A 25,800-nucleotide genomic window follows, 5' to 3' on the forward strand; every position below is an offset into this window, starting at 1 on the left:
TGTGCTGCACTACGTGGCTTCGCCACGTAGTGCAGCACAATCTATACGTGATCAAGCGAACAGCAAGGCATTCGAGGTGGCAGCGCCCGCAGGGCTCGCGGGCGGTGTGCGCAGGGCCGGAAGGCTACTCGAGGATCGCGCGCAGCATCCAGGCGAACTTCTCGTGCTGCTGCATCAGGGCGATCAAGAAATCGTTAGTGCCCATGTCGTGAAACTGCTCGTCGCAGGCGTCGGCGTCTTTGCGCAGCTGCCGGATCACCGCCTCGTGGTCGTCGCGCAGGTTCGCGATCATGGTCATGGCGTCGGGGTGATCGCCGGGCTGCTCCTTCAGCGTCGCGCACTTGAGGTACTCGTCCATGGTGCCCAGCGCCGGCGCGCCAAGCTGGCGGGTACGCTCGGCCACCTGGTCGATCGCCTCGCCCAGCAGCTCGTACTGCTCTTCCAGCAGCTTGTGGAAATCGCGGAACTCCGGCCCTACCACATTCCAGTGGTAGTTGCGCGTCTTGACATACAAGACGTGTAGGTCGGAGAGCGTGCGGTTCAGGATCTCGGCGACGCCATCGCGCTGCTGGTTGGAGAGGCCGATTTTCATCTGCTCGGTGACAAAGGCCGATTTCATGGTGCTCCTCACTTTTCACTGATCGAGATGAGCTGTAGCGCCAGCCATGTGGGCCGCCGCTACAGCTCATTCGGTGTCATCGCCCTACGGCGAAGGAGCAACATGTGTGCCGCGCGTCAGCCCTTCTTGCCGCCCTTTGTCCAGAACGAGCTCAGATCCTGCTGCGCCTGCATCGCCTTCTGCACTGCATCCTGCCAGTTGGTGAAGGCCGCCTGCGCGCCTTCGTCGAGGCGCTGCCGCAGAGCATCGGGGGTCATGTGCTGCATTGAGCTCAGCACGCCTTCCCAGAACTTGGCCTGCGACTCATTCCAGGTCTGCATCGTCGCCAGCAGCTGATCCGTCCACGCGCTCATCTCTTTCGGCATGCTCTTCTGCGCCTTGATGCTGTCGGCCCACAGCTTGGCCCACTCCATCTGCGCGCTCAGCGAGCGATCGACGGCCTCCTTCCAGAAGCCCACGGCTTTATTCCAGCCTTCTTCGGCCTGGCTCGCGCCGGCGATCGGCATTGACCGACGCCAGGTGTCCCACAGATCTTGCTGCGCCTTCGTCCAGGTTTTCATCACCTCTTCGGCTTGCTTGGTCCAATCGGACATGGCATTCCTCCTTGTGCCTCGTGATGGTTGATGCCCCTGTTATACTCCTACCTAGTTTCAAACAAGGGACAAATTGACGCATCAGGGCATTGGGCCGAGCGCCGACCAGCCGCCGTCGATTACCAGCGCCTGCCCGTTGATCATTGCGGCGGCGGGCGAGGCCAGGAACACCAGCGCCTCGGCCAGGTCGGTTGGCTGGATGGCGCGGCCCGTGGGGATGACGCTGGCCCAGTGCTCGGCGTAGGCCGGGTCGTCGGCCAGGTTGCGCGCGTTCACGGTTGCGCCGATCACCAGCGCGTTGGCGGTGATGCCGTGGCGGCCGAGCTCGGGGCCGAGCGTGCGGGCCATGTGGCGCAGCCCGGCCTTGCTGATGCCGTAGGCCGCGAGCCCCGGCACCGCCTGCACCCCCGTCACCGACGACGAGAAGATGATCCGCCCGCCGTAGCCGCCGGCCGCGCCCTGGGCGATCATCTGGCGCGCGGCGGCCTGCGCGGCAAAGAACGAGCCTTTCAGGTTCAGGTTGAACAGGGTATCCCAGGTCGCCTCGTCGGTTTCGAGAAACGGGCGGAAGATCGTCAGGCCGGCGTTGGCGGCCAGAATATCGACGCGGCCGAACGCTTCGACCGCGCGCGCGACCATGGCCTGGTTCGCCGCCACGCTCGCGAGGTCGGAGTCGTAGGCCAGCGCGCGCCCGCCGGCCGCGCGGATGCGCGCCGCGACGTCTTCGGCTAGCGCCGGCTCGCCGTAGTGGGCCACCAGCACAGCGGCGCCGGCGGCGGCCAGCGCTGCGGCCATTGCCGCGCCGATCTCGCGGCTTGCGCCGGTGACGATTGCGACTTTTCCTGTGAGATCTGTCATATCATACCAACTCCGTTTGATTACTTGTGCGGCGCCCGGCGAAGCCGGGCGCCGCTACAAGAAAAAAGGCTTCGGGGGCGCGCCCGCCCCCGAACCCCCAACATAATCCAAGCGATCAGCGGTTTTCTGTACACCGCCCCGCCTGCTGCGCTTCACACAGCAGGCGGGGCGCAAAAAGCGGGAGGGTGGCGGGTGCGGCCTGCCGCCCCGCGCGCTCGGCACGCGCGTCGCGGGCCTTACTTCTTCTGAAACGCCGCGTCGAATGCCACCTGGCTGGGCGGGAAGTCGTGCCTCTTCACCAGCGCGCAAGCCTCGGCGGCGCCGAACTCGCGGTCCATGCCGCTGTCTTCCCACTCGACCGACAGCGGGCCGCTGTAGCCGATGCGCGTGAGCGTGCGGAAGATCGGCCCCCACTCGATCCCGCCGTGGCCGGGCGAGACGAAATCCCAGCCGCGGCGCGGGTCGCCGAAGTTCAGGTGCGAGCCAAGGATGCCGTTGCGGCCGTTCAGGTTGCGGCGGCTCTCCTTCACGTGCACATGGTAGATCCGATCGGCAAACGTCTCGAGAAACAGCACCGGGTCGACGAACTGGTGGTGCAGGTGGCTCGGGTCGAAGTTGATGCCGAAGGCTGGCCGCCGGCCGATCGCGTCGAGCGCCTTCTCGGTCGTCGGGATGTCGTAGGCGATCTCGGTGGGGTGCACCTCGAGGCCGAAGCGCACGCCGGCTTCGTCGAACGCGTCCATGATCGGGTTCCAGCGCTCGGCGAACTCGCGGTAGCCGGCCTCGATCGTGTCGGGGTTGTTCGGCGGGAACGAGTAGAGCAGGTGCCAGATCGGCGACCCCGAGAAGCCGTTGACCTGCGACACGCCAAACGCCTTGGCGGCGTGCGCGGTGCGCGCTACCTCGTCGGCGGCGCGCTGGCGCACGCCCTCGGGGTCGCCGTCGCCCCAGACATACGCCGGCAAGATGCCCTTGTGGCGGTCGTCGATGAACCGGTCGGCCACGCACTGGCCCACCAGGTGGGTGCTGATCGCGTGGCACTGCAGGCCGTTGCGCTCGAGCAGCTCGCGCTTGCGGCGCAGGTAGCCGTCGTCCTCAAGCGCCTTATCGACCTCGAAGTGGTCGCCCCAGCAGGCCAGCTCGAGCCCATCGTAGCCGAACCCCTTGGCCTTCTTGGCCAGCTCCTCAAGCGGCAGATCGGCCCATTGGCCGGTGAACAGCGTCACTGGTCGTGCCATTGTTGGTACCTCCTCGGTGGTTTCGAGGGGCCTCGCCCCCAAGGTCAGAAGCGCTCGCCGCGCACCGGGACAATATGCGTCCGTATCAGCTTCAGCGCCATGGTGCGCATGGTGTCGAGGTGGTGGCGCTGGATCTCGGCTGCAGCCTCGGCGTCGCCGGCATAGATCGCGCGCGCCAGGTCGACGTGCTCGTCGGTGCCCGAGTCGAGGTGCTCGGGCTGGCGCGCGAGGTGGTAGGTGATCCGCTGCAGCCGGCGGCGCACATCTTCGATCGCGCGGCGCAAAAACTGGTTGCCCGAGGCGTCGAGCAGCGTCTCGTGAAACGGCTGGTCGATGCGATCCCATGCCTCGATATCGTAGCCATTCGCCGCGACGCGCAGATCCTGCGCGATTGCCAGCAGGCGCTCGGCCTGCTCGGGGGTGCGGCGCTGCGCGGCCAGCCATGCGGCGCGCGTATCGAGCAGCGCCAGCATCTCGAGCAGATCCTCGGCGTCTTTGATCGTCAGCTCCGAGACGATCAGGCCGCGCCCCGGCGCGGTCTGGATGATCCCATCCTGCTCGAGCCGGCGCAGCGCCTCGCGCACCGGCGTGCGGCTGATCGACAGCCACTTGGCAAGGCGATCCTGCGTAAGCGATTCGCCCGGCTTTAGCTCGAGGCGCGCGATTGCGCTCGAGATCGCCTTGTACGCCCGCTCGGTGAGTGATGCGTCGTCGTCGCGCGGTTGGCCGTTGGTCAGTGTTTCCATGGCTACACTACTCACATACAGGGACGTACGCGGCTCGCCTCCGCGTGGGAGGTATCGCGGGCCGCCGGGCGGCAGCCAGGGGCGCTCGGGCGGTTACACCGCCGCCGCGCCCCGCCGTGTGCGTCCGATCATATCGGTGGCTGTCCCGGCGGCAGAACACGGCAGCCGGGAATATCGCGCAGCAGGCGCTCGGGGCCGGCCGGCGAGTAGACAATCAGCAGACGCAGCGGCTCCCAGCCGGTGTTCAGCGTCGAGTGGTAGACGTCGGCCGGGATGTAGATGCTCGCGCCAGCATGCACGTGGATCGGCGGCTGGTCGTCGATCATCTGCTCGCCCTCGCCCGACATGACATAGATGATTTCCTCTGCGCCGGGATGGTTGTGGCGCTCGTGGCCTTTGCCCGGCGCCAGCACGACCATGCCGAAGCTGAAGCGCTCGGCGTTTGTGACGGCCGGCTCGCTCAGGATCTTGACGACACCCCAATCGAACGTGACCGACTCGACGTCGTCGCCGTACACAACCCAGCCCGATCCGGATTGCTGCATTGGATTTGCCTTTCTGCCGGCTCAGAGGCATGCGCGAAAAGGCTGTGTGCAAGCGCGCCGCCCCGCCCGGCGGCCGGCCGCGTGGCCGATCGCGAGGCACGTGGCGCGCCGCTGCTTTTCCGGCGGCTCCTGAGCCTTCTGGCCTGTTAAGCGGTTTTGTTTTCCGTCGCGCTGCCCGGCAGCTCTGGCCCAGGCTGGCGCGAAAAGCCGGCAGTGCAGGCGCCGCGCCGCGAACCCAGGCCCGCGCTCAGGCGGCGCGCGGCGCCAGCGCCTTGAACTCGCGCGTCTGGCCCTCGATCGCCGGCTCGACTGCCAGGCGCTCAATGCTCGAGGCCCCGAAGAAGCCGGCAATGCCCTCGGTATGATCAAAGATATACTGCGCGTCGGCCGGCGTGGCGATCGGGCCGCCGTGGCACAGCACGATGATGTCGGGCCGCACCGCGACGGCTGCGTCGCGCATGGCCTGCACGCGCGCGGCGGCCTCGGCGAGCGTGAGCGCGGTGTAGGCGCCAATGCTGCCGCTGGTGGTCAGGCCCATATGCGGCACGAGCACGTCGGCGCCGGCCTCGGCCATGGCGCGCGCCGTGTCGGCGTCGAACACATACGGGCAGGTCAACATGTCCTGGCGGTGGGCCTCGCCGATCATGTCGACCTCAAGCCCGTAGCCCATGCCGGTCTCTTCGAGGCCTACGCGGATGCTGCCGTCGAACAGGCCGACGGTTGGGAAGTTTTGCACGCCGTCGAAGCCAAGCTCCTTCAGCTGGCGCAGGAATGGCCGCATCAGCCTGAACGGATCGGTGCCGCACACGCCGGCCAGCACTGCGGTGTGCTTCACCACCGGCAGCACCTCGCGCGCCATATCGACGACAATCGCGTTTGCGTCGCCGTAGGGCATCAGGCCGGCCAGGCTGCCGCGCCCGGCCATGCGGTAGCGCCCGGAGTTGTAGATGATAATCAGGTCGACCCCGCCGCGCTCGGCGAATTTTGCCGAAATGCCGGTGCCCGCGCCCGCGCCGATGATCGGCCGGCGCTGGGCGATCTGGGCGTGCAGCTGCGCGAGCGCCTGGTCTCTTGGAATAAATGGCATAGGTGCCTCGTTTTCTTTCGCTGCAGCCAAGCTTCTTGCCGAGCTTGGCAGCTCGGTGGGGGTGCGGGGGTGGCTTTGCCGCCCGCGCGAAGCATTGTCTTCTGGCCCTGCCAGAGCGGCGGCCTCGGCCGAGCCGGAAAAACAGCATTCTTGAAGGGCCGCAGGCCCTCCACCCTCGCGCAGCGCTCAGCCGAGCATCGCCAGCAGCAGCTCGGTGGCGCGGTCGGCGAAGCGCGGATCGTTGATATTTGCGTCGAGCTGCTCCACTGGGATGTCGGGGCGTAGCGCGGCGCCCAGCTCGCGCACGAATGCTGCGTCGGCCGCGGGATCCCAAAAGCGGTCGCCGGGGCTGTCGAGCATCGAGAAGCCGCGCAGCGGGATGAGCACGCGCACGGGGCCGCGCGCCGCGTTGAGCTTGGCCGCGAAGATCCGGCCCAGCTGCGCGTTCTCGTCGGCGGTGGTGCGCATGAGCGTGACGGTCGGGTTCCAGGCGTATAGCTGGCGGCCTTCGTAGCGCGCCGGCACGCTCTCACGCGGGCCGAAGTTCACCATGTCGAGGCAGCCCGGCGCTACCACCTGCGGCACGCCGGCCTGCGCGGCGGCGTCGAGGCGGGTTGGGCCGGCGCTCAAGATCCCGCCGGCCAGCTCGTCGGCCCACTCGGTTGTGGTGATGTCGCATACGCCGCGCACGAACCCGTCGCCGATCAGGCTCTCCATCGTGGCGCCGCCGGTGCCGGTCGCGTGGAATACCATCACCTCGTAGCCGGCGGCCTCGAGCGTGGCGCGCGCGCGATCGACGCAGGGGGTGGTGTTGCCGAACATGCTGGCGGCGACGATCGGCCGGTCGGCGATCTCGGGCGTCTCGGCGCGGGCCATCCCGACGATCGCGCCGGCGGCGTGGCTGAAGATCTGGCGGCTCACGCGGTTGAGCCCGGCCACGTCGACGATCGAGGGCATCACGGTGATATTGCGGCTGCCGAGGTAGGGCTTCATATCGCCGGCGGCCAGCGTGAATACCAGCAGCTTGGGCGCGGCCAGCGGCAGCGCGCGCATGGCCTCGGCGATCACCGAGGCGCCGCCGCTGCCACCCATGCCGATCGCCGCGCCGATCGCGCCTTCGTCGTAGAGCTGGCGCAGCAGCGCGGCGGCGCCGCGGCCCATCGCGGCCATGGCCGCGCCGCGGTCGTTCGCGGCGCGCAGCTCGCCGAGGCTAGTGCCGGCGGCCTGGGCCACTGCGGCGCTGGCGATGTCGGGAGCGAACGGCGGCGCGCCAACCACGCCAATGTCGATGGTCAGCGTCGGCGCGCCGTAGGATTGGATGCGCTCGCGCAGGTATGCGAACTCGGCGCCCTTTGTGTCGAGCGCACCGATGATGGCGATCGGCTTGGTCATCGGTTCTCCTCGCAATGCTCGAACCCGATGTCAGCTTTCTTTTTCTCGTTGCTGCCGGCTACGGCGGCAGCCAGCCACGGCCCAACCAGCAAGGTTGCGAGCGAGACGATGCTTGTGAGGAAAGCGCTCAGGCCAGCAGGCCGCGCAGGAAGGCCAGCCCGTCGCGCGCCAGCGCATCCTGGCTGGCGGCCAGCGGCCGCCAGATCGCCGCCGCGCGCGCGATGCTCTTGACCTTGCTGGTGAACGATTCGATCACCACCGGGCCATCGTAGCCAATGTCGCGCAGCCCGGCCGCCACGTCGTTCCAGGGCACGTGGCCCGAGCCCGGCGTGCCGCGATCGTTCTCGCAGGCGTGCACGTGCTGCACGCGCTTGCCGGCGAGCCGGATGGCGTCGCCGAGCGACTGCTCCTCGATGTTCATATGGAATGTGTCGAGCATCAGGCGGCAGCCCGGCCGGTCGACCCGGTCGATCAGCTCGACGCCCTGCGCCGCCAGGTTGATCAGGCTGGTCTCGAAGCGGTTCAGCGGCTCGATGCACAGCACGACGCCGCGATCGGCCGCGTACTCGGCCAGGTCGCGCAGCTTCGCCGTGAGCAGCTCAAGGTCGCGCTCGCGCTCGTCGGGGGTCGCTTGCCACACCCGCCCGACTGCGGTGTAGATCGGGCCGATCAGGTTGGTCGCGCCGATCGTGTGGGCCGCGTCGATGCAGTGGCGCACGTACGCCATGCCATTGGCGCGGATGCTCTCGTCGGGGTGGATCAGGTCGCGGTCGGGCGCCATAGCCGCGCCCACGCTCACCTTCAGCCCGGCGTCGCGCACGATCGCGCCGGCGCGGGCGTAGTCGAAATCGCCGGGGCTTTCGATCGGCAGCTCGATCCAGTCGAAGCCGATCTCGGCCACCTTCGGCACCAGCGCCGCTACGTCGGCGTCGCCGAGCGGTGAAACCCACACCCATGTATTCACGCCATAGTGCATACAGCCTCCCAGGGTGCTTGTTGGCGGGCGGCAGCCGTGCGCGTGGTGATGCTTCTCGGCTTTCTACCGCGCGCCGACGCGCACGCCATCTACGCCAAAATAGTGCAGCCGCTCGCGGGCGATGCCGAAGCGTACCTCGTTGCCAATCTGCAGGCGCGACATCCCCGGCACCGTGCTGACCAGCGTCTGCGCGCCGGCCTTGATGTACACCAGCGTCTCGACGCCCAGCGGCTCGATCAGCGCGACCGTGCCGGCGAACGGCCCGTCGGGCTGCGGCTGCACATCTTCGGGGCGCACGCCCAGCGTAAACTCGCGCGGCAGCGCGCCGCTCAGCCCATTCAGCGAGAACGCGATCGGGCTGTCGGGCACGCGTACGCTGCCCTCGGCGCGCGCGGCGCCGAGCAGGTTGATGCGTGGCGAGCCGACGAGCTGGGCGACAAACGTGGTGGCCGGGCGGTCGTAGATGTCGTACGGCGTGCCGATCTGCACCACCCGCCCGTGATCCAGCACGCCGATGCGGTCGGCCATGGTCAGCGCCTCGATCTGATCGTGGGTGACGAACAGCGTCGTGCTGGCGCGCGTCTTCTGCAGGTGCTTCAGCTCGACGCGCAGCGCCTCGCGCAGCTTGAAATCGAGGTTCGAGAGCGGCTCGTCCATCAGGAAGATCCGCGGGTCGCGCACGATCGCGCGGCCGATCGACACGCGCTGCATCTCGCCGCCCGAGAGCCGTGCGGTCTTGCGCTCGAGCAGGTGGTTGATGCGCAGCTTCTCGGCCGCCTCGCCCACGCGCCGCTTGATCTCGTCTTCGGCTATGCGCCGCCCCGGCGCGCGCAGCGGGAAGGCCAGGTTGTCGTACACCGACATCGTCGGGTAGAGCGAGTACTGCTGAAACACAAACGCGACATCGCGCTCGGGCGTGGTGAGGCTTTCGGCGCTGGTGCCGTCGAAGGTGACAGTGCCGGCGTCCTGGTGCTCGAGCCCGGCGATCACGCGCAGTGTGGTGGTTTTGCCGGCGCCGCTCGGCCCCAGCAGCACGAAGAACTCGCCGTCGTGAATGCTAAACGACACGTCGTCGAGCGCGGTGATCTTGCCAAAGCGCTTGGTGATCGATTGCAGGGTTACATCCGCCACAGAGCCTCCGGTTCTCGTTTTGACTTTTGAGTGTTGAGCGAGCGCTCAAGCGACGCAGCTGGCGCAATCTGCCTCCAGCAGAGCGGTTCTTTGTTTCGCTGTGTGCGCTGTTTCCGCGCGAAGCGCGGAAACAGCGCACAAGATGCCCGAGCGCCTTTACAGACTCACAATGCAATCGCCCGCTCGGTCGTCGCGTCGAAGAACCGCACCTGGTCGGGCGCGATATCGAAGTGTAGCGCCGTACCGATCGGGTAGCTCAGCTCGCGGGCGGCGCGGGCGTGCACGATCGTGTCGGCCGCGTTGAGCGCCAGGTGTAGCATGGTATAGGCGCCGTGCAGGTCGTCGGCGTAGACTTCGGCGGCGAGTGGGCCGTCGGCGCGCAGCAGCGCCGACTCGGGTCGGAAGCCCACCACCACCCGGCCGTCGGCCGGCGCGGCCCGCTCGATCGCCGCGCGCCATGGCGCAGGCACCGGGTAGTGGTTGCCGCCGCCGAGCGTCACGACGCCGTCGCCATACACGCCGGGCAGCAAGTTCATGCCAGGGCTGCCGATGAAGCGCGCCACGAACAGGTTTGAAGGGTCGTAGTACACCTGCTGTGGCGTGCCGATCTGCTGCACCACCGCGTTCGACATCACCACGATCCGGTCGCCCATCGCCATAGCCTCCACCTGGTCGTGCGTCACATACACGGTAGTGGCGCGTGTGGCCAGGTGCAGGCGCTTGATCTCGACGCGCATCACCTCGCGGAACTCCGCGTCGAGCGCGCCGAGCGGCTCGTCCATCAGGAACGCGGCCGGGCGGCGCACCAGCGCGCGCGCCAGCGCGACGCGCTGGCGGTCGCCACCGCTGAGCGAGCCGGGGCGCAGGTACTGCAGGTGGCCGATCTCGAGCATCTTGATCACTTCGTCGACGCGCCGCTCGATCGCGTCTTTTGGCTCGCGCTGGGTCTGCAGCGGGAAGGCCACGTTCTGGCGCACAGTCATGTGCGGGTAGAGCGCGAACAGCTGGAACACGAACGCGATATCGCGCTCGCGGCCGCGCAGGTTGGTCACGTTGCGATTATCGAGCAAGATCCGGCCGCTGCTCACCGTCTCGAGGCCGGCGATCATGCGCAGCGTGGTGGTTTTGCCGCAGCCCGAGGGGCCAAGCAGCGCGACGAACTCGCCGTCGCCGATCGTCAGGTCCATCGGCTGCACCGCGTGGAACTCGCCAAATCTCTTTTCAACCTGTTGAAGCTGGATGGTTGCCATTGGTATGCCTTCCAGGGCTACCCCTGCACATAGGCTAGCATTGCGCTGACCAGGCCATAGTTCCGTTGCACCGTGGCGGCGCCGCGCGGGCGTGGCCCGTGGCGGCTGCCCTGCTTCCGCCGGCTACTCGGGCAGGTGGCTCACGACAATGAACATCAGCGTGCCGAGCAGGATGACGATGAAGCTGTAGGTGAACAGCGGCTTGGCGAACGGCTGGAACATCATGACGAAGCCCAGCGCCATAACCCCGATCGCGGCCGGCTCGAGGTAGCGGCGCGACGATGGCCGGCTCACCGGCAGCTCGGCGCGCTCGTCGGGCGTATCGAGCAGCGCCAGCGGCTCGCCGGCCTGCGGAGTTGTCACCGGGTTGTGCTCCATGGGTTGGTTCCTTTTTGCATCTCGCGCCATTGCAACGCTTCGCGGCTTGCCTGCGGCTGCCCGAGGCCTGCGCATCAGGGTGCGGGCGTGTTCCGGGCGGAGTGCCGAACATACGCGCCGGGTGAACGGCGCAGCGCCGGCGTGCTTCGGCCCGCGCCGCGCTACTGGCGGATCGCGCCGAAGGTAATGCCGCGCAGCAGGTAGTTGCGCAGCGCAAACACCACGATCACCACCGGGATCAGGAACAGCAGCGAGCCAAACGCAATCGCCGACCACTCGACGCCGCCGGTGCCAAGCTGCGAGGGGATGCTGGGCGGCGCGGTGCGGGCGCGGTCGCTGGTGAGCATGAGCGCAAAGGCGTACTCATTCCACGCGAAGATCAGGCAGAACACCGTCGTGGCCGCGATGCCGCTGATCGCCTGCGGCAGCACGATCTTCACAAACGCCTGCCAGCGGCTGTAGCCGTCGACAAGCGCGGCCTCCTCGTACTCGCGCGGGATCTCGTCCATGAACCCTTTGATCAGCCACACCGACAGCGACAGGTTGAACACGGTGTAGAGCAGGATCAGGCCAAGGTGTGTATCGCTCAGGCCCAGCCGGCGGTACATCAGGAAGATCGGGATCGTCACCACCACCGCCGGCAGCATGCGCGTGCTCAGGATGAAGAACAGCAGGTCGGCCTGGCCGCGAATGCGGAAGCGGCTAAAGGCGTAGGCCGCCAGCGTGCCCAGCGCCACCGCCGCCAGCGTCGAGCCAGTGGCGATAATCACCGAGTTGAGCAGCCGCCCGGTGTACTGGCTCGGGCCGATCGTAATCTGGCCCTGCGCCAGCGCCACCTGATCCCACCAGTTTAGGTCGCTGCGCCCTTCGTACTGCGCCATCTGCGACTGCGGCAGCGACAGGCGCTGGAAGAACAGGTTCACAAAGCCCTGCAGGCTCGGCGTGAACAGCACCTTAGGCGGCACTTTGATCACATCCTGCTGCGGCTTAAACGCCGTCAGCAGCATCCACAGGATGGGGATCAGGAAAATAATGCATACCACAATCGCTGCGGCGGCGCGCAGGCCGGTGATCGCACGCACGCGCTGGACGTTTTCAACTTTTGGCATGGCTTACCCTGTTCGTGATCGTGAAGATCATACTGCGCACCACGCGAGCGCGCCGCGTGCCCACGGAAGATCCTGCTGCGCACCACGCGAGCGCGCCCGTGCCCACGGAAGATCCTGCTGCGTACCACCGAAGCGCGCGTCATGAACCAGGAAGATAGCGCTGGCGACCGGCTGCGGCAGAGGATCGACCGCGCCACGGCCGCACGCGCGCTCAGCCTTCCTTCAGCTTGTTCAGGTAGCGCACGTAGATATTGCTCACGCCGGTGATGATCACCAGCACGATATACGCCAGTGCGCTGGATTTCCCGGTGTTGAACTGGCCAAGGAACGCCAGGCGGTACAGATCAACCGCCACCAGCTCGGTGGTATCGCCGGGGCCGCCGCCGGTGAGGCCCATCACCAGGTCGAAGGTTTTAAACGCCTCGATCGTGCGGAACAGCACCGCGATCAGCAGCAGCGGCGCCACCTGCGGCAGCGTAATGCGCCAGAAGGTATACAGCGGTCCGGCCCGGTCGATCTCGGCGGCCTCGTACAGGTAATCGGGGATAGCGCTGAGCCCTGCGAGGCACAGCAGCATCACATAGGGCGCCCACATCCACACATCGACGATCACCACCGCCCACAGCGCCAGCTTTGGCGACGACAGCCAATCCGGGCCACGGCCGGCCGGGAAACCGAGCAGGTAGTTAAAGATACCGTACCCAGGGTTGTACATCATCTTCCAGAACAGGCCGACCACCACCGGCGAGCACATCATCGGGATGAGGATGAGCGTCGTGATGATGCCGCTGCCAAAGAACTTGCGCCGCAGCAGCAGGGCCATCCCGAAGCCCACCAGCGTCTCGAACGCCACCGACAGCACGACGTACTTGCCGGTATTGCGGAAGTAGATCCACAGCTGCCCATCGTTGAGAATATCGCGGTAGTTCTGCAAGCCGATCCACTGCGGCGCACGGCTCGAGATCGCCGAGTAATCGGTGAAGCTGAGGTACAAGCTGTAGAGCAGCGGAAACAGGTTGAACGCGATCAGCAACCCCAGAGTCGGCCAGAGAAACAGCCGCTTCAGGGCCGCGTCGCTCAAGGCGGCCGGCTGCCGCGCCCGCCCGGTGCGGCTCTCGATGTCTTTGGCACCATACATAGCGAAGTTCTCAGTTTGGAATGTTGAGTGTTGAGTTTCGAGCGATGGTGATCCACTCAAAACTCAACACTCAGCACCCAACTCTTATTTCAGCAGCCCGGCCTTCTTGAGGGTATCCTCGTGCTTCTTGGCCATGTCGTCGAGCGCCTCCTGGGCGGTGCCCTGGTCGGCCACGACGAAGTTATGCAGGTTGGTCTGCGACACCTGCAGCATCTCGGAGTACACCGGCACGGCCCAGAAATCCTTGACCTTCTGCATCGTCTCGGCGAAAGCCGCGTTGTAGGGCGTGGCCTTCTTGAACTCGTCGGAGTTCAGCACCGCGTTGTTGCAGGTATAGCCGCCGAGCTGAGCCCACTTCTTCTGGGTATCGTCCTTGGCGAGCCACTTCAAGAACTCGGTCGCGGCCTTCTTGCGGTCGTCGTTGATGTAGCTGATCAGGCTGATGCCCTGGCCGCCAAGCGCGGCGAAGCTCTTGCCGGAGGGGCCCTTCGGGTTCGAGAAGTAGCCGGTCTTGTCGGCAAACGGGTTGCTCGATTTGTTCGCCAGCGCGGGGAAGAACGCGAAGTAGTTCATCGCCATCACGATCTGGCCGGCCGTGAACTTATTGTTGACTTCCTGGAAGAAGTCGTTGCTGCTGCCGGGGGGCACGAACTTGTACAGGCTCTTGTAGAAATCAAGCGCCTCGACCGCCTCTTTCGAGTTCAGCACGCCCTGCACCTTGTAGTCGGGCGTGCCCCAGTCGGCGCCCCAGCTGAACAGCACGTTCTCGTAGCCCATGGTGATGGCGTCGTAGTCCTTCTGGGTGTAGATGCCCAGGCCGTACAGGTTTTTGTCGGGCCGGGTGAAGAACTCGGCGATATCGCGCAGCTCGGCCCACGTCTCGGGCACTTTGAGGTCGCGATTGTACTTGGCCTTGTAGGCCTCCATCTCCTTGGGGTCCTCGAACAGGTCTTTGCGGTAGGCCCAGCCGTCGGCGTCGCCCTCGAGCGGGTAGGCCCAGTACTTGCCGGTGCCCTTGGGGTACTCGGCGTAGGCCGTAACCGTCGCCGGCGCCAGGGCTTTGCCGTTCAGGTCGGTGTTGAAGATGTCGGTGATCTCGATGTAGTTGCCGTTGGTCGAGGCCTGGCCGAGCCACTGGCTGTCGCCCACCACCATGTCCCAGGCGGTGCCCTTGGCGGCCATCTCGGTGAAGAAGCGGTCGCCGAAGGTGCCCCACGGCTCCTGCACGACCTTCACGTCGATCCCCGCGACGCCCTGGTAGTCTTTCACGAGCTGCTGGAGGTAGTTCGAGGGATCCCACTGCGCCCACAGAATGGTGAGCTCTTTCACGCTACCGCCCGCTGCGCCGCCGCTTGCCGCGCCGCTGGAGGCCGCCGTGGGCGCCGCAGCGGCGCCGCCGGAGGCTGCGGTAGGCGCTGCGCCACCCGCTGGCGCCGAAGGCGCGGCTTCGCCGCCGCAAGCCGCCAGCACCGCGCCAATGCCAGAAAAAGCCGCAATCCGAAGGAATCTGCGCCGATCAAGCTTTGAGTCAGACATGACTGAACTCCTTTGTTCTGGTGAAGTACCGATCATCAATCGTCGTGTGGTCGGACTTGTAGTGGCGCGGTGTGTGGCTTCCTCCTTTCAGTTGCAGCGCAGGCGCTGTGGCCGTACACCTGGCCGAAACACGCTTTCGGCCAGGCGATGCTATCGATAGCTGGTTTGCGGTCGCCGCGCGCGAGCGGCGACCACAAACCGTCGATCACTCGTACTCGGGCTCGACCCACGCGCCGCTGCCGGCCGAGCGCTCGACCGCGTCGAGGATCGCCTGGCAGCGCATGCCGTCCTCAAACGTCGCCGCAGGCGACTGCCCGGCGGCGATGCCGTTCATCAGGTCGTAGACGCCGTGGGTGAACGTATGCTCCCAGCCGATGATATGCCCGGCCGGCCACCACGCGCTCATATATGGGTGCGCGCCGCCGTCGGTCACCAGCACATTGCGGTAGCCCTTCACATCGGCCGTGTCGTCGTCGAACAGCACGTTCAGCTCGTTCATGCGCTCGAGGTTGAACTGAATGCTGCCCTTGCTGCCGTTGATCTCGAAGCTGTTGTAGTTGGCGCGCCCCTTGGCGAAGCGCGTCACCTCGAAGCTGCCGACCGCGCCATTCGCGAACTGCGTCAGGAACAGCGCCGCGTCGTCCACCGTCACCTCGCCCAGCTCCTGGCCGCCGGCCGCGCCCAGGCCGCCGGTCGTGCCTGCCAGCACCGGGCGCTGCTTGATGAAGGTGGTGAGCATACCGCTCACGTGGCTGATCTCGCCCACCAGCATGCGCGCCAGGTCGATCACGTGCGCGCCCAGGTCGCCCAGCGTGCCGGCGCCGGCGGTATCTTTCTGCAGCCGCCACACCAGCGGGAAGTTCGGGTCCATGATCCAGTCTTGCAGGTAGACCGCGCGCCAGTGGTAGATCTGGCCGATCCGGCCCTCGTCGATCAGCCGCTTGGCCAGCTGCACCGCCGGCACGCGCCGGTAGTTGAAGTTGACCATGCCGACGACCTTGTTCTGCCGCACCGCCGCCAGCATCTGGCGCGCCTCGGCCAGCGTATTGGCCAGCGGCTTCTCGCAGAACACGTGCTTGCCGTTGCCGGCGGCGGCGATCGCGATCGGCGCGTGGCTATCGCCCGGCGTCGACACATCGACAAGGCCGATGTCGTCGCGCGCCACCAGCGCGCGCCAGTCGGTCTCGTAGCCCTGCCAGCCAAACTGCTCGGCGGCAGCGCGCACGCCGGCCTCGTCGCGCCCGCAGATCGCCTTCATCTCGGGGCGCAGCGCCACATCGGGGAAGAAGTGAGCCACCTGGCGGTAGGCATTCGAGTGGGCCTTGCCCATGAACTTGTAGCCAACCAGACCAACACCAATCGTGCCTGCCATACAATCCTCCTTGAAGTGCTGAGTTCGAGTTCTGAGCTATGAGTCGCTATACTAACTCAAAACTCGGCACTCAAAGCTCATAGCTTCCCAGGATGGTGGTGAACTCAACAATATTGCCGAACGGGTCGCGGCAGAAAAAGCGCGGCCGGTTGTTGATCGCGTCGGGGTCCCATGGCTGGTAGCCAGCCGCGGTCAGCTTTGCGCGCACCGCCGCCACATCCTCAACCTCAAGGCAGAAGTGGCGGCCCGAGCGGTCGCCCAGCGCTTCTTCGCTGAACACGTGCAGCTCGGTATCGCCGCCCACGTCGAACCACACCAGATCGAGGTACGTGATCGTCGCCGGCACCGGCTTCGGCCGCAGCCCCAGCAGGCCGCCGTAGAACGCCACGGCCTGGGCGGCGCTGTCTTCGCCGGGCGGCCGCGGGATGCTGACGTGCTGGATGCGTGGGCGTTTCATGCCTTTTCCTTTGGCGCCCTGAGGGCGCGCATCAGCGTGACGCTCTTCCCCTACACCCGGTCGCGGAACTCGCGGGTATGCACGTGCACATCGACCTTTTGCAGCTCGGCGATCGCGTCGACGAGGTGTGCGGCGTAGCGGCGGAACGCTTCTTCGCCCTTCTCGGCGCTGGCGCGCATCGGGTTGCCGATCACGCCGGTGTCGGTAAACTCGTCGTGGTCCATCGGGAACTGGAAGTACTGGTAGCCGCGGAACTGCACGTCGGGCGCGCCGTCGGCCTTGTTGAAGGCGCTGGGCAGCCACTGTGGGATGTGCGTCTCGGTGCGGGCGGCACGCTCCATGCGCACCAGCTCGGCGTTATGCGCAAGCATCTGCGACGTCTCCAGCTCGCTCGAGTGCCAGCCGGGCGTCTCGTCGGGCGGGTTCTCCATCAGGTCTTTCACCAGGCCCATGTAGCGCTCGGCGTAAGGCTTGTAGAAGGCCACCAGCGCGCCGGTGTTGTAGCGAATCTTGCGCAGCACCGGGTCGATCACCTTGACATTCGAGCCGTGGCCGTTCACAAAGATCAGCTTGTTGAAGCCGTGGTGGATCAAGCTGCGCGCCACGTCGTACAGCAGGTTCAGCAGCGTCTCGGCGCGGATGGTGATCGTGCCCATGCCCTGGCCGGGGCCGCGCATGTGCTGCGGCGAGTAGCCCGTCCAGATTGTCGGCGTGTAGAGCACGTCGGCCTGCTCGGCGGCGCGCTTGCTCACCTCGTAGGCGGTGACGGTATCGGTGCTCAGCGGCAGGTGCGGGCCGTGCTGCTCGAGGCTCGCCATGGGCACGAGGATCAGGTCGCTGCGCTGCAGGTACGCCTGAATATCCGGGTAGGCCAAGTCGGCCAGGCAGTGCGAGAGTTGTTGTTCGGCCATTCCTTTTCTCTCCATACTGGTGAGCCACAAGGCACGGATGCGAGCGTCTTCCGCTGGTATTCCGCGGTATCCCTGGCTCGTATGCCTCGGTTCATCGCGCCAACAGGCCAAGAAACGCATCGGCCACTGCGGTGGCGAAGGGCGGGTCGTTGATGTGCGCGTCGATCAGGTGCACCGGGATGCCCGGCCGCAGCGCGCCCAGCAGCGCCTCGCGAAACGCCAGGCTCGCCTCGGGGTCGTAGAATGCGCCGCCGGGCACGTCTGGGATCGACACGCCGCCCAGCGGGATGAACAGCTCGACGGGGCCGCGCGCCGCGTTGAGCTTGCGCGCGATCGTCGCGCCGACCTGGGCCTGCTCGTCGCGGCTCAGGCGAATAAGCGTGAACTCGGGGTTGTGGTAGTACGCCGGCCGGTCGCGCAGCGCTTCGGGCACGGCGTTGCGCGGGCCGTGGCATGCGAAGTCGACGCAGCCCGTCACAACCACCTGCGGCAGCCCCAGCGCGCCGGCCTTCTCGAGCCGCTCGGGCGCCGACTGGAAACCGTTGAGCATTGGCTCGGAGAGCTCGTTCAGCGTGTAGTCGATCACCCCGCTGAACAGACCCTGCTCAAGCAGCTCTTCCATGATCGGCCCGCCGACGCCATTCGAGTGAAAGATCACCGTCTCGTAGCCGCGCGCGGCCAGGTAGTCCTTCGCCACCATCATGCCGCGCGTGGTGTTGCCGAGCATGGTGGCGGCCACGTACGGCCGCGCATCGCCGGCGGCAAGCTCGGGCTCCTGCGCCAGCGTATGGCCGTTCGCGAGCATCCCGGCCATGGCCGCCACGACATTGTCGAACACGGTGCGGCTGATCGGGTTGATGCCCAGGATGTCGATCAGCGAGTGCACCACCATCACGTCGCGCCGCCCGATCAGCGGGCCGAACTTGCGCACGCCCGAGGCGATCGGCGAGACGATGATCTTCGGCACGCCGATCGGCAGCGCCTTGGCCGCCGACGCGCCCAGCACCGCGCCCTCGGCGCCGCCCAGGCAGATCAGGCCGTGGCAGCGCTCGTCGGCGAAGAGCTCGAGCGCCAGCTTCTCGACACCTTTGATCATGCGCTCGACCGCCGCGCCGCGCGTGCCGATCGTGCGCAGCGCGTCGATATCGTAGCCTGCGGCGCGGGCCACCTCGGCGCGCGAGATGTCGGGCACGCAGCCCAGCGGCTCGCCGAGGATGCCCGAGTCGAGCACCAGCGCGCCATAGCCCAGCGCCCGCAGCCGCTCGCGCAGGTAGGCGATCTCGTGGCCCTTGGTGTCGAGTGTGCCGATCAGTAGAACCGTCTTCATGCGTTTTGAGCTTTGAGCTTTGAGCTTTGGGCTCTGAGCCTGGCAGCTCAAAGCTCAAACCTTAAAGCTCAACATTTACATGTGCTTGCGCAGCGTCTTGATGCTTTCCTCGACCAGCCACGAGTAGAATTCCTCCGAGAGCACGCCCGAGCCGTGGTCTTCGATGAACTTCAGCTGGTCGGCGGTGAGCGTCGCGTCGGCGGCGGCCAGCGCGTTCTTGTACGGGTTGGCGGGGGTACGGTCGATCGGCGGCACGAACTCGACGGTCAGCGAGCCCTCGTAGCCGATCTTCTTGCAGGTGCTGAGCAGGCGCTCCCAATCGAGCGCGCCCTGGCCGCAGGCCATGCGATTGTTGTCGGCCACGTGCAGGTCGTACAGCTTGGCGCCGGCGTTCTCAATCGCCTTGAACATGTTCGCGTCTTCCTGGTTCATGTGGTACACGTCCAGGCACACGCCCACGTCGGGCGCGACGTGCTCGGCCAGCAGCAGCGCCTGGTCGTGGCGGTTGAGGAAGTTGGTCTCGAAGCGGTTAAGCGGCTCGAGCGCCACGCGAATGCCCTCTTTGGTGGCGTGGGCGTGCACCTCTTTCAAGCCCTCGATCGCCCACTGCCACTCTTGCTCGGGCGACGCCATGGCCTTGACCTTGCCGACCTCGGAGGGCACAATGCTCATCACCTTGCCCTCAAGCTCCTTGACCATGGTGATGCAGCTTTTCAGGTACTCGACCGAGCTAGCGCGCACGGCCGGGTCGGCGTGGATCAGGTCGCGGCCGGTGAACATCAGGCTGATCGAGCCATAGCAGCCGATCCCGTTGTCCTTGAGCATCTGGCGTACTGCTTTGGTGCCTGGCGCGCCGGGCGATAACTCGACGCTATCGTAGCTGATCTCGATACTGTCGTAGCCATACTTTGCCAGGCGGCGTATGGTCGTCTCGACCGGCTCGGCGCGCATCCAGTTGTGCATGGAGACCTGCATCGTTGCTTCCTCCTCGCTTAGAAGTGTTGCGGGTTGCCTTGTTCCCGGGGTATTCGTGCGGGCTTTAGCGCTCGCCACTCAGAGCGTGCTCCGCCAGGAGCTCGTACAGTCCCTTCACGGCAGTCTGCTCGCCGGCGTTGGCGCGCAGGTGCGCCAGGCAGCCAGGCGCGTCGCACACCAGCGTGCGCCTCGCGCCGCCGAGCGCATCGGCGATCGCGGCACGCGCCAGCGCGCCGGCCAGCGCCGGCTGGGTCCACGGCAGGCCGCCGCTGGCGCCGCACGAGGCCGCGCGCTTGGCACGCCAGAAGCCCTCGGCCGGCGCGCCGCCGAGCAGCGCCGCCAGCAGCCGGCGTGGCGCGTCGGCGCGGTCGGGGCGGCGCGGCGTGTGGCATGGGTCGTGGTAGGCCAGCTCGTGCGCGCCAGCCAGCGGCTGCAGCCGCAGCTGGCCCTCGGCCAGCAGGCGCGCCAGCGTGTCCACAAGCTCGATCACCTCGACAGTGTCGGGCAGCGGCGCGCCCAGCGCCGGGTAGATCTCGCGCAGCAGCCATGCCTGCTCGGGCTCGAGCACCAGCACGCTGCGGCAGCCGCTCTGGCCGATCTCGTCGGCCGTGGCGCGCGCCAGGCTAGCGGCGAGATCGTGCAGGCCGAGCGTATAGGCCAGGTAGCCGGTATCGCGGCCGGCCGCCAGCAGCCCATGGGCCACGCCGGCGTGCTCGAGCAGCGCCTGGGCCGCGTCGAGCTGGGCGCGCTCGCGGTGCCACGCCACGGCGCCGGCCAGCAGCATGGTCGGGTTCGCGCGCGGCGTCGGCGCGTCGGCCGGGCCGTACGGGTTGCCCCAGCGTGTCAGTGCCGCCGCGACATCGGCCACGGCTGCGGGGGCGCCGCCAGCCGCTGCCACCTGCGCGCGCGCCGCCACAATCGCCTGCGGCAGCGGCTGGCCAGTGACGCAGAACGCCTGGCAAGCGCCGCAGTCGGCGCACTGGTACAGCAGGTTGGCCGTCTCGGCGTCCCAGTCGAGCAGGCCGCGCCGCACCGAAGCGATCGCCAAGGCCCAGCCGTGCGGCGATGTCGCCTCGTTAAACGTCACGCGCGTCACCGGGCAGATATGCCGGCACATCAGGCAGTAGCGGCAGCCTTCGGTTGTGTCGATTACATTCATTCTGTTTGTGTCAGAAGCTCTTGGGACTTACGCAGTTGCCTTGTCCGGCTCCTGCAATCGGGCACTTACCAAATTCGCTTGATGACTTACACGTTGGCGGGGGCTTGGGGCGGCTTCGCCGCCCCAAATTTCTTTTTGTGTTGCACGACGTGGCGAAGCTACATCGTGCAACACAATCGATACGTGATCAAGCGAACAGCGTATCATATGGCGGGGTTTAGCGCGCCGCCGGGAAGCCAAGCTTGCCCGGATTCATAATATTCTGCGGGTCGATCGTCCGCTTGATGCCCTCGAGCACCGGCCACGACGCGCCCAGCAGCTCGGGCATCAGCCGGCCGAGCTTCCAGCCAATGCCGTGGTGCTCGTTCAGCACCGCGCCGCACTCGAGCGACGTGCGCGCCGCCTGCGTCCACACCCGGTTATGCAGCCGCAGCGCCTCGCTCGGGTCGGCCGGCGGCTCGTCGATCATGAAGCGGTCGTAGATCATCACGCCCCAGGGGAACCAGTGCGAGAAGTGCGCGATATAGCGCGCACCCCAGGCGGCGAAGTCCTGCTCGATCACGCGCTTCTTGGCCCGGTATAGCGGCTCGATCTTGTCGAAGGTGCACACTGTCTCGAGCGTGCCGAACATCTTGGGCATCGCGATCGCCAGCGGCGGGTAGTAGAAATCGTAGCGATGATGCCACCAGTGCTCGCCCGGCTCGCGGCCCAGGTCCTGGCCGGCCAGATCGGCGCAGATCGCCAGCGCGCGCGCCTCCTGCGCCGCTGCGATCTCGGCCCAGCCGTCGAAGCCGAGAATAAAGCACGCGCCCTGCAGATCGAGCCCGAGCACGCGCTTGAGCATCGATCCGGTCGAGGCTGGGTCGTACAGGCGCAGCACACACGGCTGGAGCCGGCTGGTCATGATCCGCCGGCCAGCCTCGAGCGCCGCCGCGAGATCGCGGAACAGCACCGCGCGCAGCAGCCGCGCCTCGGGCAGCCGCTCGATCCGCATGGTCGCCTCGGTGATCACGCCAAGCGTGCCCTCCGAGCCGACGAACAGCTGCAGCAACCCAGGCCCGCTCGCGTGGTTCGGCACCGGCAGCGTGCGCATCACCGTGCCGTTAGGCAGCACCAGCTCGATCGACAGCACCATGTCTTCGGCTTTGCCGTATTTCGTCGAGATCACGCCCGAGCCGCGCGCGGCAAGGTAGCCGCCCACCGTGGCGCAGTTGGCCGAAGAGGGGTAGTGCGGCAGCGTCAGCCCGCGCTCGTTCAGCGCCCACTCAAGCGTCGTGCCAATCACGCCGGCCTGCGCCTGCACCGTGAGCGACTGCTCGTCGATCGCGACGATCTGGTTCAGGCGCTTGGTGTCGAGCACGATGCCGCCGTACAGTGGCGCCGCGCCGCCCTGCGAGCCCGAGCCGCCGCCCCAGGGCACCACCGGCAGGCCGTGCCGCGCCGCTACGCGCAGCACCTGGCCGATCTCGTCGGCCGAGCCGGGGTGCACCACGAAATCGGGCATAGGCGGCTGCTGGCCGCGGTCGAGCCACACCTGCGACATCCACGACCAATCGCCGGTATAGATGAGCCGGTCGCTCGGCCGCGTCGAGACATACTCGGCGCCAAGCGCGTCTGCAAGCTCGCTATAGGCAGCTTCACGCTGAAATGGGTGCAACACGAAATAAGCCTCGCTGCTTATTCATCTCAGGCCGCATGGCCTGCTGTTGGCGTGTGCAAAGTGAGGATGATGGTTTGGACGCGACTCTGGATCCAATGGAGTATCCAGAGTATACAAGAAGGATGCACGCTCGTCAAGACCCGATTTTGGGCGATTTTTTTGGCCGATGCCGCGCGCCGGCTATGGCTCGGGGGTGAGCGAGAGCACGGTGACGCTGATGTAGCCGCCGACGCGGCGGGCGACCGAAACGCAGTTCGGCAGCTCGTGGGCGCGAACCATACGCTCCCAGTGGCCGGCGTAGGCCCAGTTGGTCTCGAGGCGCCACTGGTAGGTGATCTGGCGCGGGTAGCCAAGCTGCGGGTCGTAGCGCGCCTCGGCCGAGTAGATCGCGTGGCATACGCACGTCACGTCGGTCGGGTAGCAGCGCGTGCTGCGCCGATCGAGGCCGGCGGCCCAGGCAAACAGGTTCGAGACCGTCCAGCTGGCGACGCGCACGCACTGGTTCTGCAGCACCGCGACGATGCGCTCGTTTTGCACGCGCACATCCTGGCGGCAGCCGCCAGCGCTGGTTTCTTCGCTCACCACCAGGCGGTAGCGTGCGAGCGGGCGCGACGCCCAACGCTCCCGCGCGGCCCCCAGCTCGTCGCCGCCGGCCAGCCAGCCGGCCAGTGTCGCCAGCAAGGCGCACGCCAGCGCCAGGCCAGCGGCCAGCGCCAGCAGCGCCGGCCAGAGTCGCGCGAACATATGCCCCATCACCGCCTCCGCGCAGACGCGAGCGCGTATTGATGCCGGGCACTATAGCGCGCAGCCGCGCCGCTGTCAACGATTCGCGCGGCCAATCGTTCTGGGTATAATACCAACTCCGTTTGATTACCTGTGTTTTCTTGTGCGCGCCCGGGCTTGGCCGGCCGCCGCACAAGAAAAAGAAATTAGAGAGCGACCTATGCCATTGCCACTCGCCGGATTGCGCGTCGTCGACCTGACGCGCGCGCTCGCCGGCCCATTCTGCAGCCAGATGCTCGGCGACATGGGCGCCGAGATTGTGAAAGTCGAGCAGCCCGGCGTTGGCGACAATGCGCGCGGCTGGGGGCCGCCGTTTCAGGGTGGCGAGAGCAGCTACTTCCTGAGCGTCAACCGCAACAAGCGCAGCATCGCGCTGAACCTGCGCGACGCACGCGGCGCCGAGGTGCTGCGCCGCCTGGTGGCGGCGAGCGATGTGCTACTCGAAAACTTCGTGCCCGGCACGCTCGACCGGCTGGGCTTCAGCTACGAGGCCTGCCGCGCGCTGCGGCCGGACATTGTCTACTGCTCGATCTCGGGCTTCGGCCAGGTTGGCCCCGAGCGCGAGCGCGCCGCCTACGACCAGATCTTGCAGGGCCTGGGCGGGATCATGAGCATGACCGGGCCGATCGGCGGCGAGCCAATGCGCGTCGGCATCGCGATCGCCGATATCATGGCCGGCATGTTCGCGGCCTACGCGGTGCAGGTGGCGCTGTATCACCGCGCGCGCACCGGCGACGGCCAGCGCGTCGACACCTCGCTGCTCGAAGGCCAGCTGGCGATGATGACCTACCAGGCCGGGCGCTACTTCGCCACCGCCGAGGCGCCCGCCACCAGCGGCAACCTGCACCCCACGATCGTGCCCTACGGGCTGTACCGCGCCGCCGACGCCTTCTTCAACCTGGCGGTCGGCACCGAAGACCTGTGGCGGCGCTTCTGCACGGCAATGGGCCGCGACGACCTGCGCGCCGACGCGCGCTTTGCCTCCAACCCGCAGCGCCTGGCCCACCGCGACGAACTCAACGCCGAGCTGGCCGCGCTGTTCGCCCAATACCCGGTGGCCGAGATCCAGTCGCGCATGGACGATGCCGGCGTGCCGTGCGGCGCGGTGCGCGACCTGCACGGCGTGTTCACCGACGCGCAGACCGAGGCGATCGGCATTGTGCGCCAGCTCGACCACCCGACCGCCGGGGCGATCAAGGTTGTCGGGCCGCCCTATCACCTCTCGGCCACGCCGCCCGAGGTGCGCCTGCCGCCGCCGCGGCTTGGCCAGCACACCGACGAGATCCTGCGCGCGGCCGGCTACGACGAGGCCGCCATTGTCGCGCTGCGCGAGGCCAGCGTGGTGGCGTAGCAGATTCTACACTTGGAAACGCAGCCGCCCACTGTGATGCGTTCATCGTGGCTGCCTTTCGTCGCCTACATCGAAGGCGCGTGCCCGAATGCAGCGGCGTCGGCGTCGCTCATTCCGGCGCTGCGCTCGGCCACGAGCAAAAGCTTGGCGATCAGCTGGCCGAACTCTTCCGGGGTGCTTTCCTGGCGCTTGGCACGCAGCGCTTTGCCCAGCCGTTCGGCGTAGCCCGCCGTCAGGTCGGACGGCAGCGGGCCGCGGCTCTCGGCTAGCGCCGCGTCTACGCGCGCCTCGTACTCGCGGAACTGCCGCACCGCCAGCGCATCCTCGGGCGGCAGCTGCTCGGGCAGGTGCTTGATCAGCACGTCGGTGGCCTTTACGATCTGGCTGAGCTGCTTCCCGTAGCTGCCAACTTCATCCAGCACGTGGTACTCGTCGCTCGCGTCTTCGACGTTGCATCCCAGAAATAGCTGTGGGTGGAAGAAATTCGCGAATGCGTCGGTCCATACGGTGACTGGCAGGTACCACCAGGTGCGCAGGAAATCGGCAAACGGCATGCCTGCGGCCTGCGTCATTTTCTTTGCCATGGCTGCATGCTCCTTTCGATACAAATTAGGAGTTACGCAGCTGCGCTGTTCGGCTTCCCCAAGCCGTGCATGGTGCCTGCGGCAGCAAGGTACTTTTTGCTCATCGTGTGTGCGGTTTTCCGCGCTCCGCGCGGAAAAACCGCACCTCTACGGAATGAGGTACCGCTCTGCCGAAGGCTGAGCACGCCAGCTGCGTAAGTCCTGCAAATGTTCAGCAAACCCCTTCATGAATATGAACGCCGGCGCGTGGCGGTTTGGAGAAGTGCGCGCCCGAGGTGCTATAATGGCGCCAGGAGGTGGCTATGACCGAGCACGAAGGGCTGTTCAGCATCCCAACCCGGCTGCTGCTGGCGCCAGGCTACCGCGAGAAGCTCGCGGCGATCGTGCGCGCGCGCGACCTCGACCTGGCCGACCTTGTGTCGGAGCTCGTCGTGGCCTACCTCGACGCCCAGCCCGACCAGGCGCCGGAGCCGGCGGCCAGCCCCGGTGCCCCGGCGCGCAGCCACCACGCCGAGCTGGCGCGCCTGCGCGCGCGCAGCGAAGCCCTCGGCGGCGCGGCGCCGGCCTGGCTGCAGGCCTATATCGCCGGGCTCGAAGCCGAGGAATCATAGCGCGGCGGTGGCGC

26 protein-coding genes are annotated in these 25,800 nt (G+C 67.0%); 2 read left to right on the top strand and 24 right to left on the bottom strand.

The genetic code is table 11. From position 1 onward, the window contains the following. Positions 1-124: 124 nt before the first annotated feature. The 23 genes from U0177_RS26765 to U0177_RS26875 all read right to left on the bottom strand — a co-directional run bounded on the left by U0177_RS26765 (position 125) and on the right by U0177_RS26875 (position 23,201). A complete protein-coding gene (locus U0177_RS26765) occupies positions 125-619 on the bottom strand; it encodes a Dps family protein (RefSeq protein WP_409573742.1) in 495 nt (164 codons plus the stop codon). A 116-nt stretch (positions 620-735) separates the two neighbouring features. Then, entirely contained in the window at positions 736-1,212 is a 477-nt protein-coding gene (locus U0177_RS26770; protein ID WP_409573743.1) for a hypothetical protein, read from the bottom strand. Positions 1,213-1,293: 81 nt separating this feature from the next. Beyond that, complete coding sequence (locus tag U0177_RS26775; protein ID WP_409573744.1) at positions 1,294-2,070, bottom strand: SDR family NAD(P)-dependent oxidoreductase; 777 nt, start codon at positions 2,068-2,070, stop codon at positions 1,294-1,296. Between the two features lie 236 nt (positions 2,071-2,306). After that, entirely contained in the window at positions 2,307-3,308 is a 1,002-nt protein-coding gene (locus tag U0177_RS26780; RefSeq protein ID WP_409573745.1) for a sugar phosphate isomerase/epimerase family protein, read from the bottom strand. A gap of 44 nt (positions 3,309-3,352) precedes the next feature. Further along, on the bottom strand, positions 3,353-4,054 hold the full coding sequence (locus tag U0177_RS26785; RefSeq protein ID WP_409573746.1) for a GntR family transcriptional regulator: 702 nt from the start codon (positions 4,052-4,054) through the stop codon (positions 3,353-3,355). Between the two features lie 128 nt (positions 4,055-4,182). Beyond that, positions 4,183-4,599 (bottom strand): cupin domain-containing protein, encoded by a 417-nt coding sequence (locus U0177_RS26790; protein ID WP_409573747.1) that lies wholly within the window; start codon positions 4,597-4,599, stop codon positions 4,183-4,185. 247 nt (positions 4,600-4,846) lie between these two features. Next, a complete protein-coding gene (locus tag U0177_RS26795) occupies positions 4,847-5,686 on the bottom strand; it encodes a phosphoenolpyruvate hydrolase family protein (RefSeq protein ID WP_409573748.1) in 840 nt (279 codons plus the stop codon). 186 nt (positions 5,687-5,872) lie between these two features. Further along, entirely contained in the window at positions 5,873-7,078 is a 1,206-nt protein-coding gene (locus U0177_RS26800; RefSeq protein ID WP_409573749.1) for a Tm-1-like ATP-binding domain-containing protein, read from the bottom strand. Between the two features lie 127 nt (positions 7,079-7,205). Next, positions 7,206-8,054, bottom strand: coding sequence for a sugar phosphate isomerase/epimerase family protein (locus U0177_RS26805; protein WP_409573750.1), 849 nt, complete (start codon positions 8,052-8,054; stop codon positions 7,206-7,208). Positions 8,055-8,117: 63 nt separating this feature from the next. Next, positions 8,118-9,185 (bottom strand): ABC transporter ATP-binding protein, encoded by a 1,068-nt coding sequence (locus U0177_RS26810; protein WP_409573751.1) that lies wholly within the window; start codon positions 9,183-9,185, stop codon positions 8,118-8,120. 164 nt (positions 9,186-9,349) lie between these two features. Beyond that, positions 9,350-10,435: an ABC transporter ATP-binding protein gene (locus U0177_RS26815; protein ID WP_409573752.1), complete on the bottom strand. Its 1,086-nt coding sequence runs from the start codon at positions 10,433-10,435 to the stop codon at positions 9,350-9,352. Positions 10,436-10,558: 123 nt separating this feature from the next. Next, the gene (locus U0177_RS26820) at positions 10,559-10,813 is read right to left on the bottom strand and encodes a hypothetical protein (RefSeq protein ID WP_409573753.1); all 255 of its coding nucleotides are present in this window, start codon (positions 10,811-10,813) and stop codon (positions 10,559-10,561) included. 161 nt (positions 10,814-10,974) lie between these two features. Continuing rightward, complete coding sequence (locus U0177_RS26825) at positions 10,975-11,922, bottom strand: carbohydrate ABC transporter permease (RefSeq protein WP_409573754.1); 948 nt, start codon at positions 11,920-11,922, stop codon at positions 10,975-10,977. Positions 11,923-12,133: 211 nt separating this feature from the next. After that, on the bottom strand, positions 12,134-13,060 hold the full coding sequence (locus tag U0177_RS26830) for a carbohydrate ABC transporter permease (RefSeq protein ID WP_409573755.1): 927 nt from the start codon (positions 13,058-13,060) through the stop codon (positions 12,134-12,136). An 84-nt stretch (positions 13,061-13,144) separates the two neighbouring features. Further along, on the bottom strand, positions 13,145-14,596 hold the full coding sequence (locus U0177_RS26835; protein WP_409573756.1) for an extracellular solute-binding protein: 1,452 nt from the start codon (positions 14,594-14,596) through the stop codon (positions 13,145-13,147). A 205-nt stretch (positions 14,597-14,801) separates the two neighbouring features. Then, entirely contained in the window at positions 14,802-15,968 is a 1,167-nt protein-coding gene (locus tag U0177_RS26840) for a Gfo/Idh/MocA family protein (protein ID WP_409573757.1), read from the bottom strand. A 70-nt stretch (positions 15,969-16,038) separates the two neighbouring features. After that, on the bottom strand, positions 16,039-16,425 hold the full coding sequence (locus tag U0177_RS26845; RefSeq protein ID WP_409573758.1) for a VOC family protein: 387 nt from the start codon (positions 16,423-16,425) through the stop codon (positions 16,039-16,041). A 50-nt stretch (positions 16,426-16,475) separates the two neighbouring features. After that, positions 16,476-17,336, bottom strand: a complete 861-nt coding sequence (locus U0177_RS26850; RefSeq protein WP_409573759.1) for a creatininase family protein — start codon at positions 17,334-17,336, stop codon at positions 16,476-16,478. A gap of 91 nt (positions 17,337-17,427) precedes the next feature. Next, positions 17,428-18,663, bottom strand: coding sequence for a Tm-1-like ATP-binding domain-containing protein (locus U0177_RS26855; RefSeq protein WP_409573760.1), 1,236 nt, complete (start codon positions 18,661-18,663; stop codon positions 17,428-17,430). Positions 18,664-18,738: 75 nt separating this feature from the next. Beyond that, positions 18,739-19,638 carry a sugar phosphate isomerase/epimerase family protein gene (locus U0177_RS26860; RefSeq protein ID WP_409573761.1) on the bottom strand — a complete coding sequence of 300 codons (900 nt, stop codon included), beginning with the start codon at positions 19,636-19,638 and terminating at the stop codon, positions 18,739-18,741. Positions 19,639-19,702: 64 nt separating this feature from the next. After that, complete coding sequence (locus U0177_RS26865) at positions 19,703-20,797, bottom strand: (Fe-S)-binding protein (protein WP_409573762.1); 1,095 nt, start codon at positions 20,795-20,797, stop codon at positions 19,703-19,705. 217 nt (positions 20,798-21,014) lie between these two features. Then, a complete protein-coding gene (locus U0177_RS26870; protein ID WP_409573763.1) occupies positions 21,015-22,457 on the bottom strand; it encodes an FAD-binding oxidoreductase in 1,443 nt (480 codons plus the stop codon). Between the two features lie 180 nt (positions 22,458-22,637). Then, positions 22,638-23,201, bottom strand: coding sequence for a hypothetical protein (locus tag U0177_RS26875; protein WP_409573764.1), 564 nt, complete (start codon positions 23,199-23,201; stop codon positions 22,638-22,640). 199 nt (positions 23,202-23,400) lie between these two features. On the opposite strand from U0177_RS26875, the gene U0177_RS26880 reads away from it, so the two are divergent. Beyond that, positions 23,401-24,591, top strand: coding sequence for a CaiB/BaiF CoA transferase family protein (locus U0177_RS26880; RefSeq protein ID WP_409573765.1), 1,191 nt, complete (start codon positions 23,401-23,403; stop codon positions 24,589-24,591). 65 nt (positions 24,592-24,656) lie between these two features. Here U0177_RS26880 and U0177_RS26885 read toward each other — a convergent pair whose 3' ends face one another. Further along, positions 24,657-25,175 carry a hypothetical protein gene (locus U0177_RS26885; protein WP_409573766.1) on the bottom strand — a complete coding sequence of 173 codons (519 nt, stop codon included), beginning with the start codon at positions 25,173-25,175 and terminating at the stop codon, positions 24,657-24,659. Between the two features lie 302 nt (positions 25,176-25,477). Here U0177_RS26885 and U0177_RS26890 point away from each other — a divergent pair, with 302 nt between their 5' ends. Then, positions 25,478-25,786, top strand: coding sequence for a hypothetical protein (locus U0177_RS26890; RefSeq protein WP_409573767.1), 309 nt, complete (start codon positions 25,478-25,480; stop codon positions 25,784-25,786). The last annotated feature ends 14 nt before the right edge of the window (positions 25,787-25,800 follow it).

Origin of the sequence: Kouleothrix sp. (assembly GCF_046328425.1) — a bacterium.
Taxonomy (GTDB): domain Bacteria; phylum Chloroflexota; class Chloroflexia; order Chloroflexales; family Roseiflexaceae; genus Kouleothrix.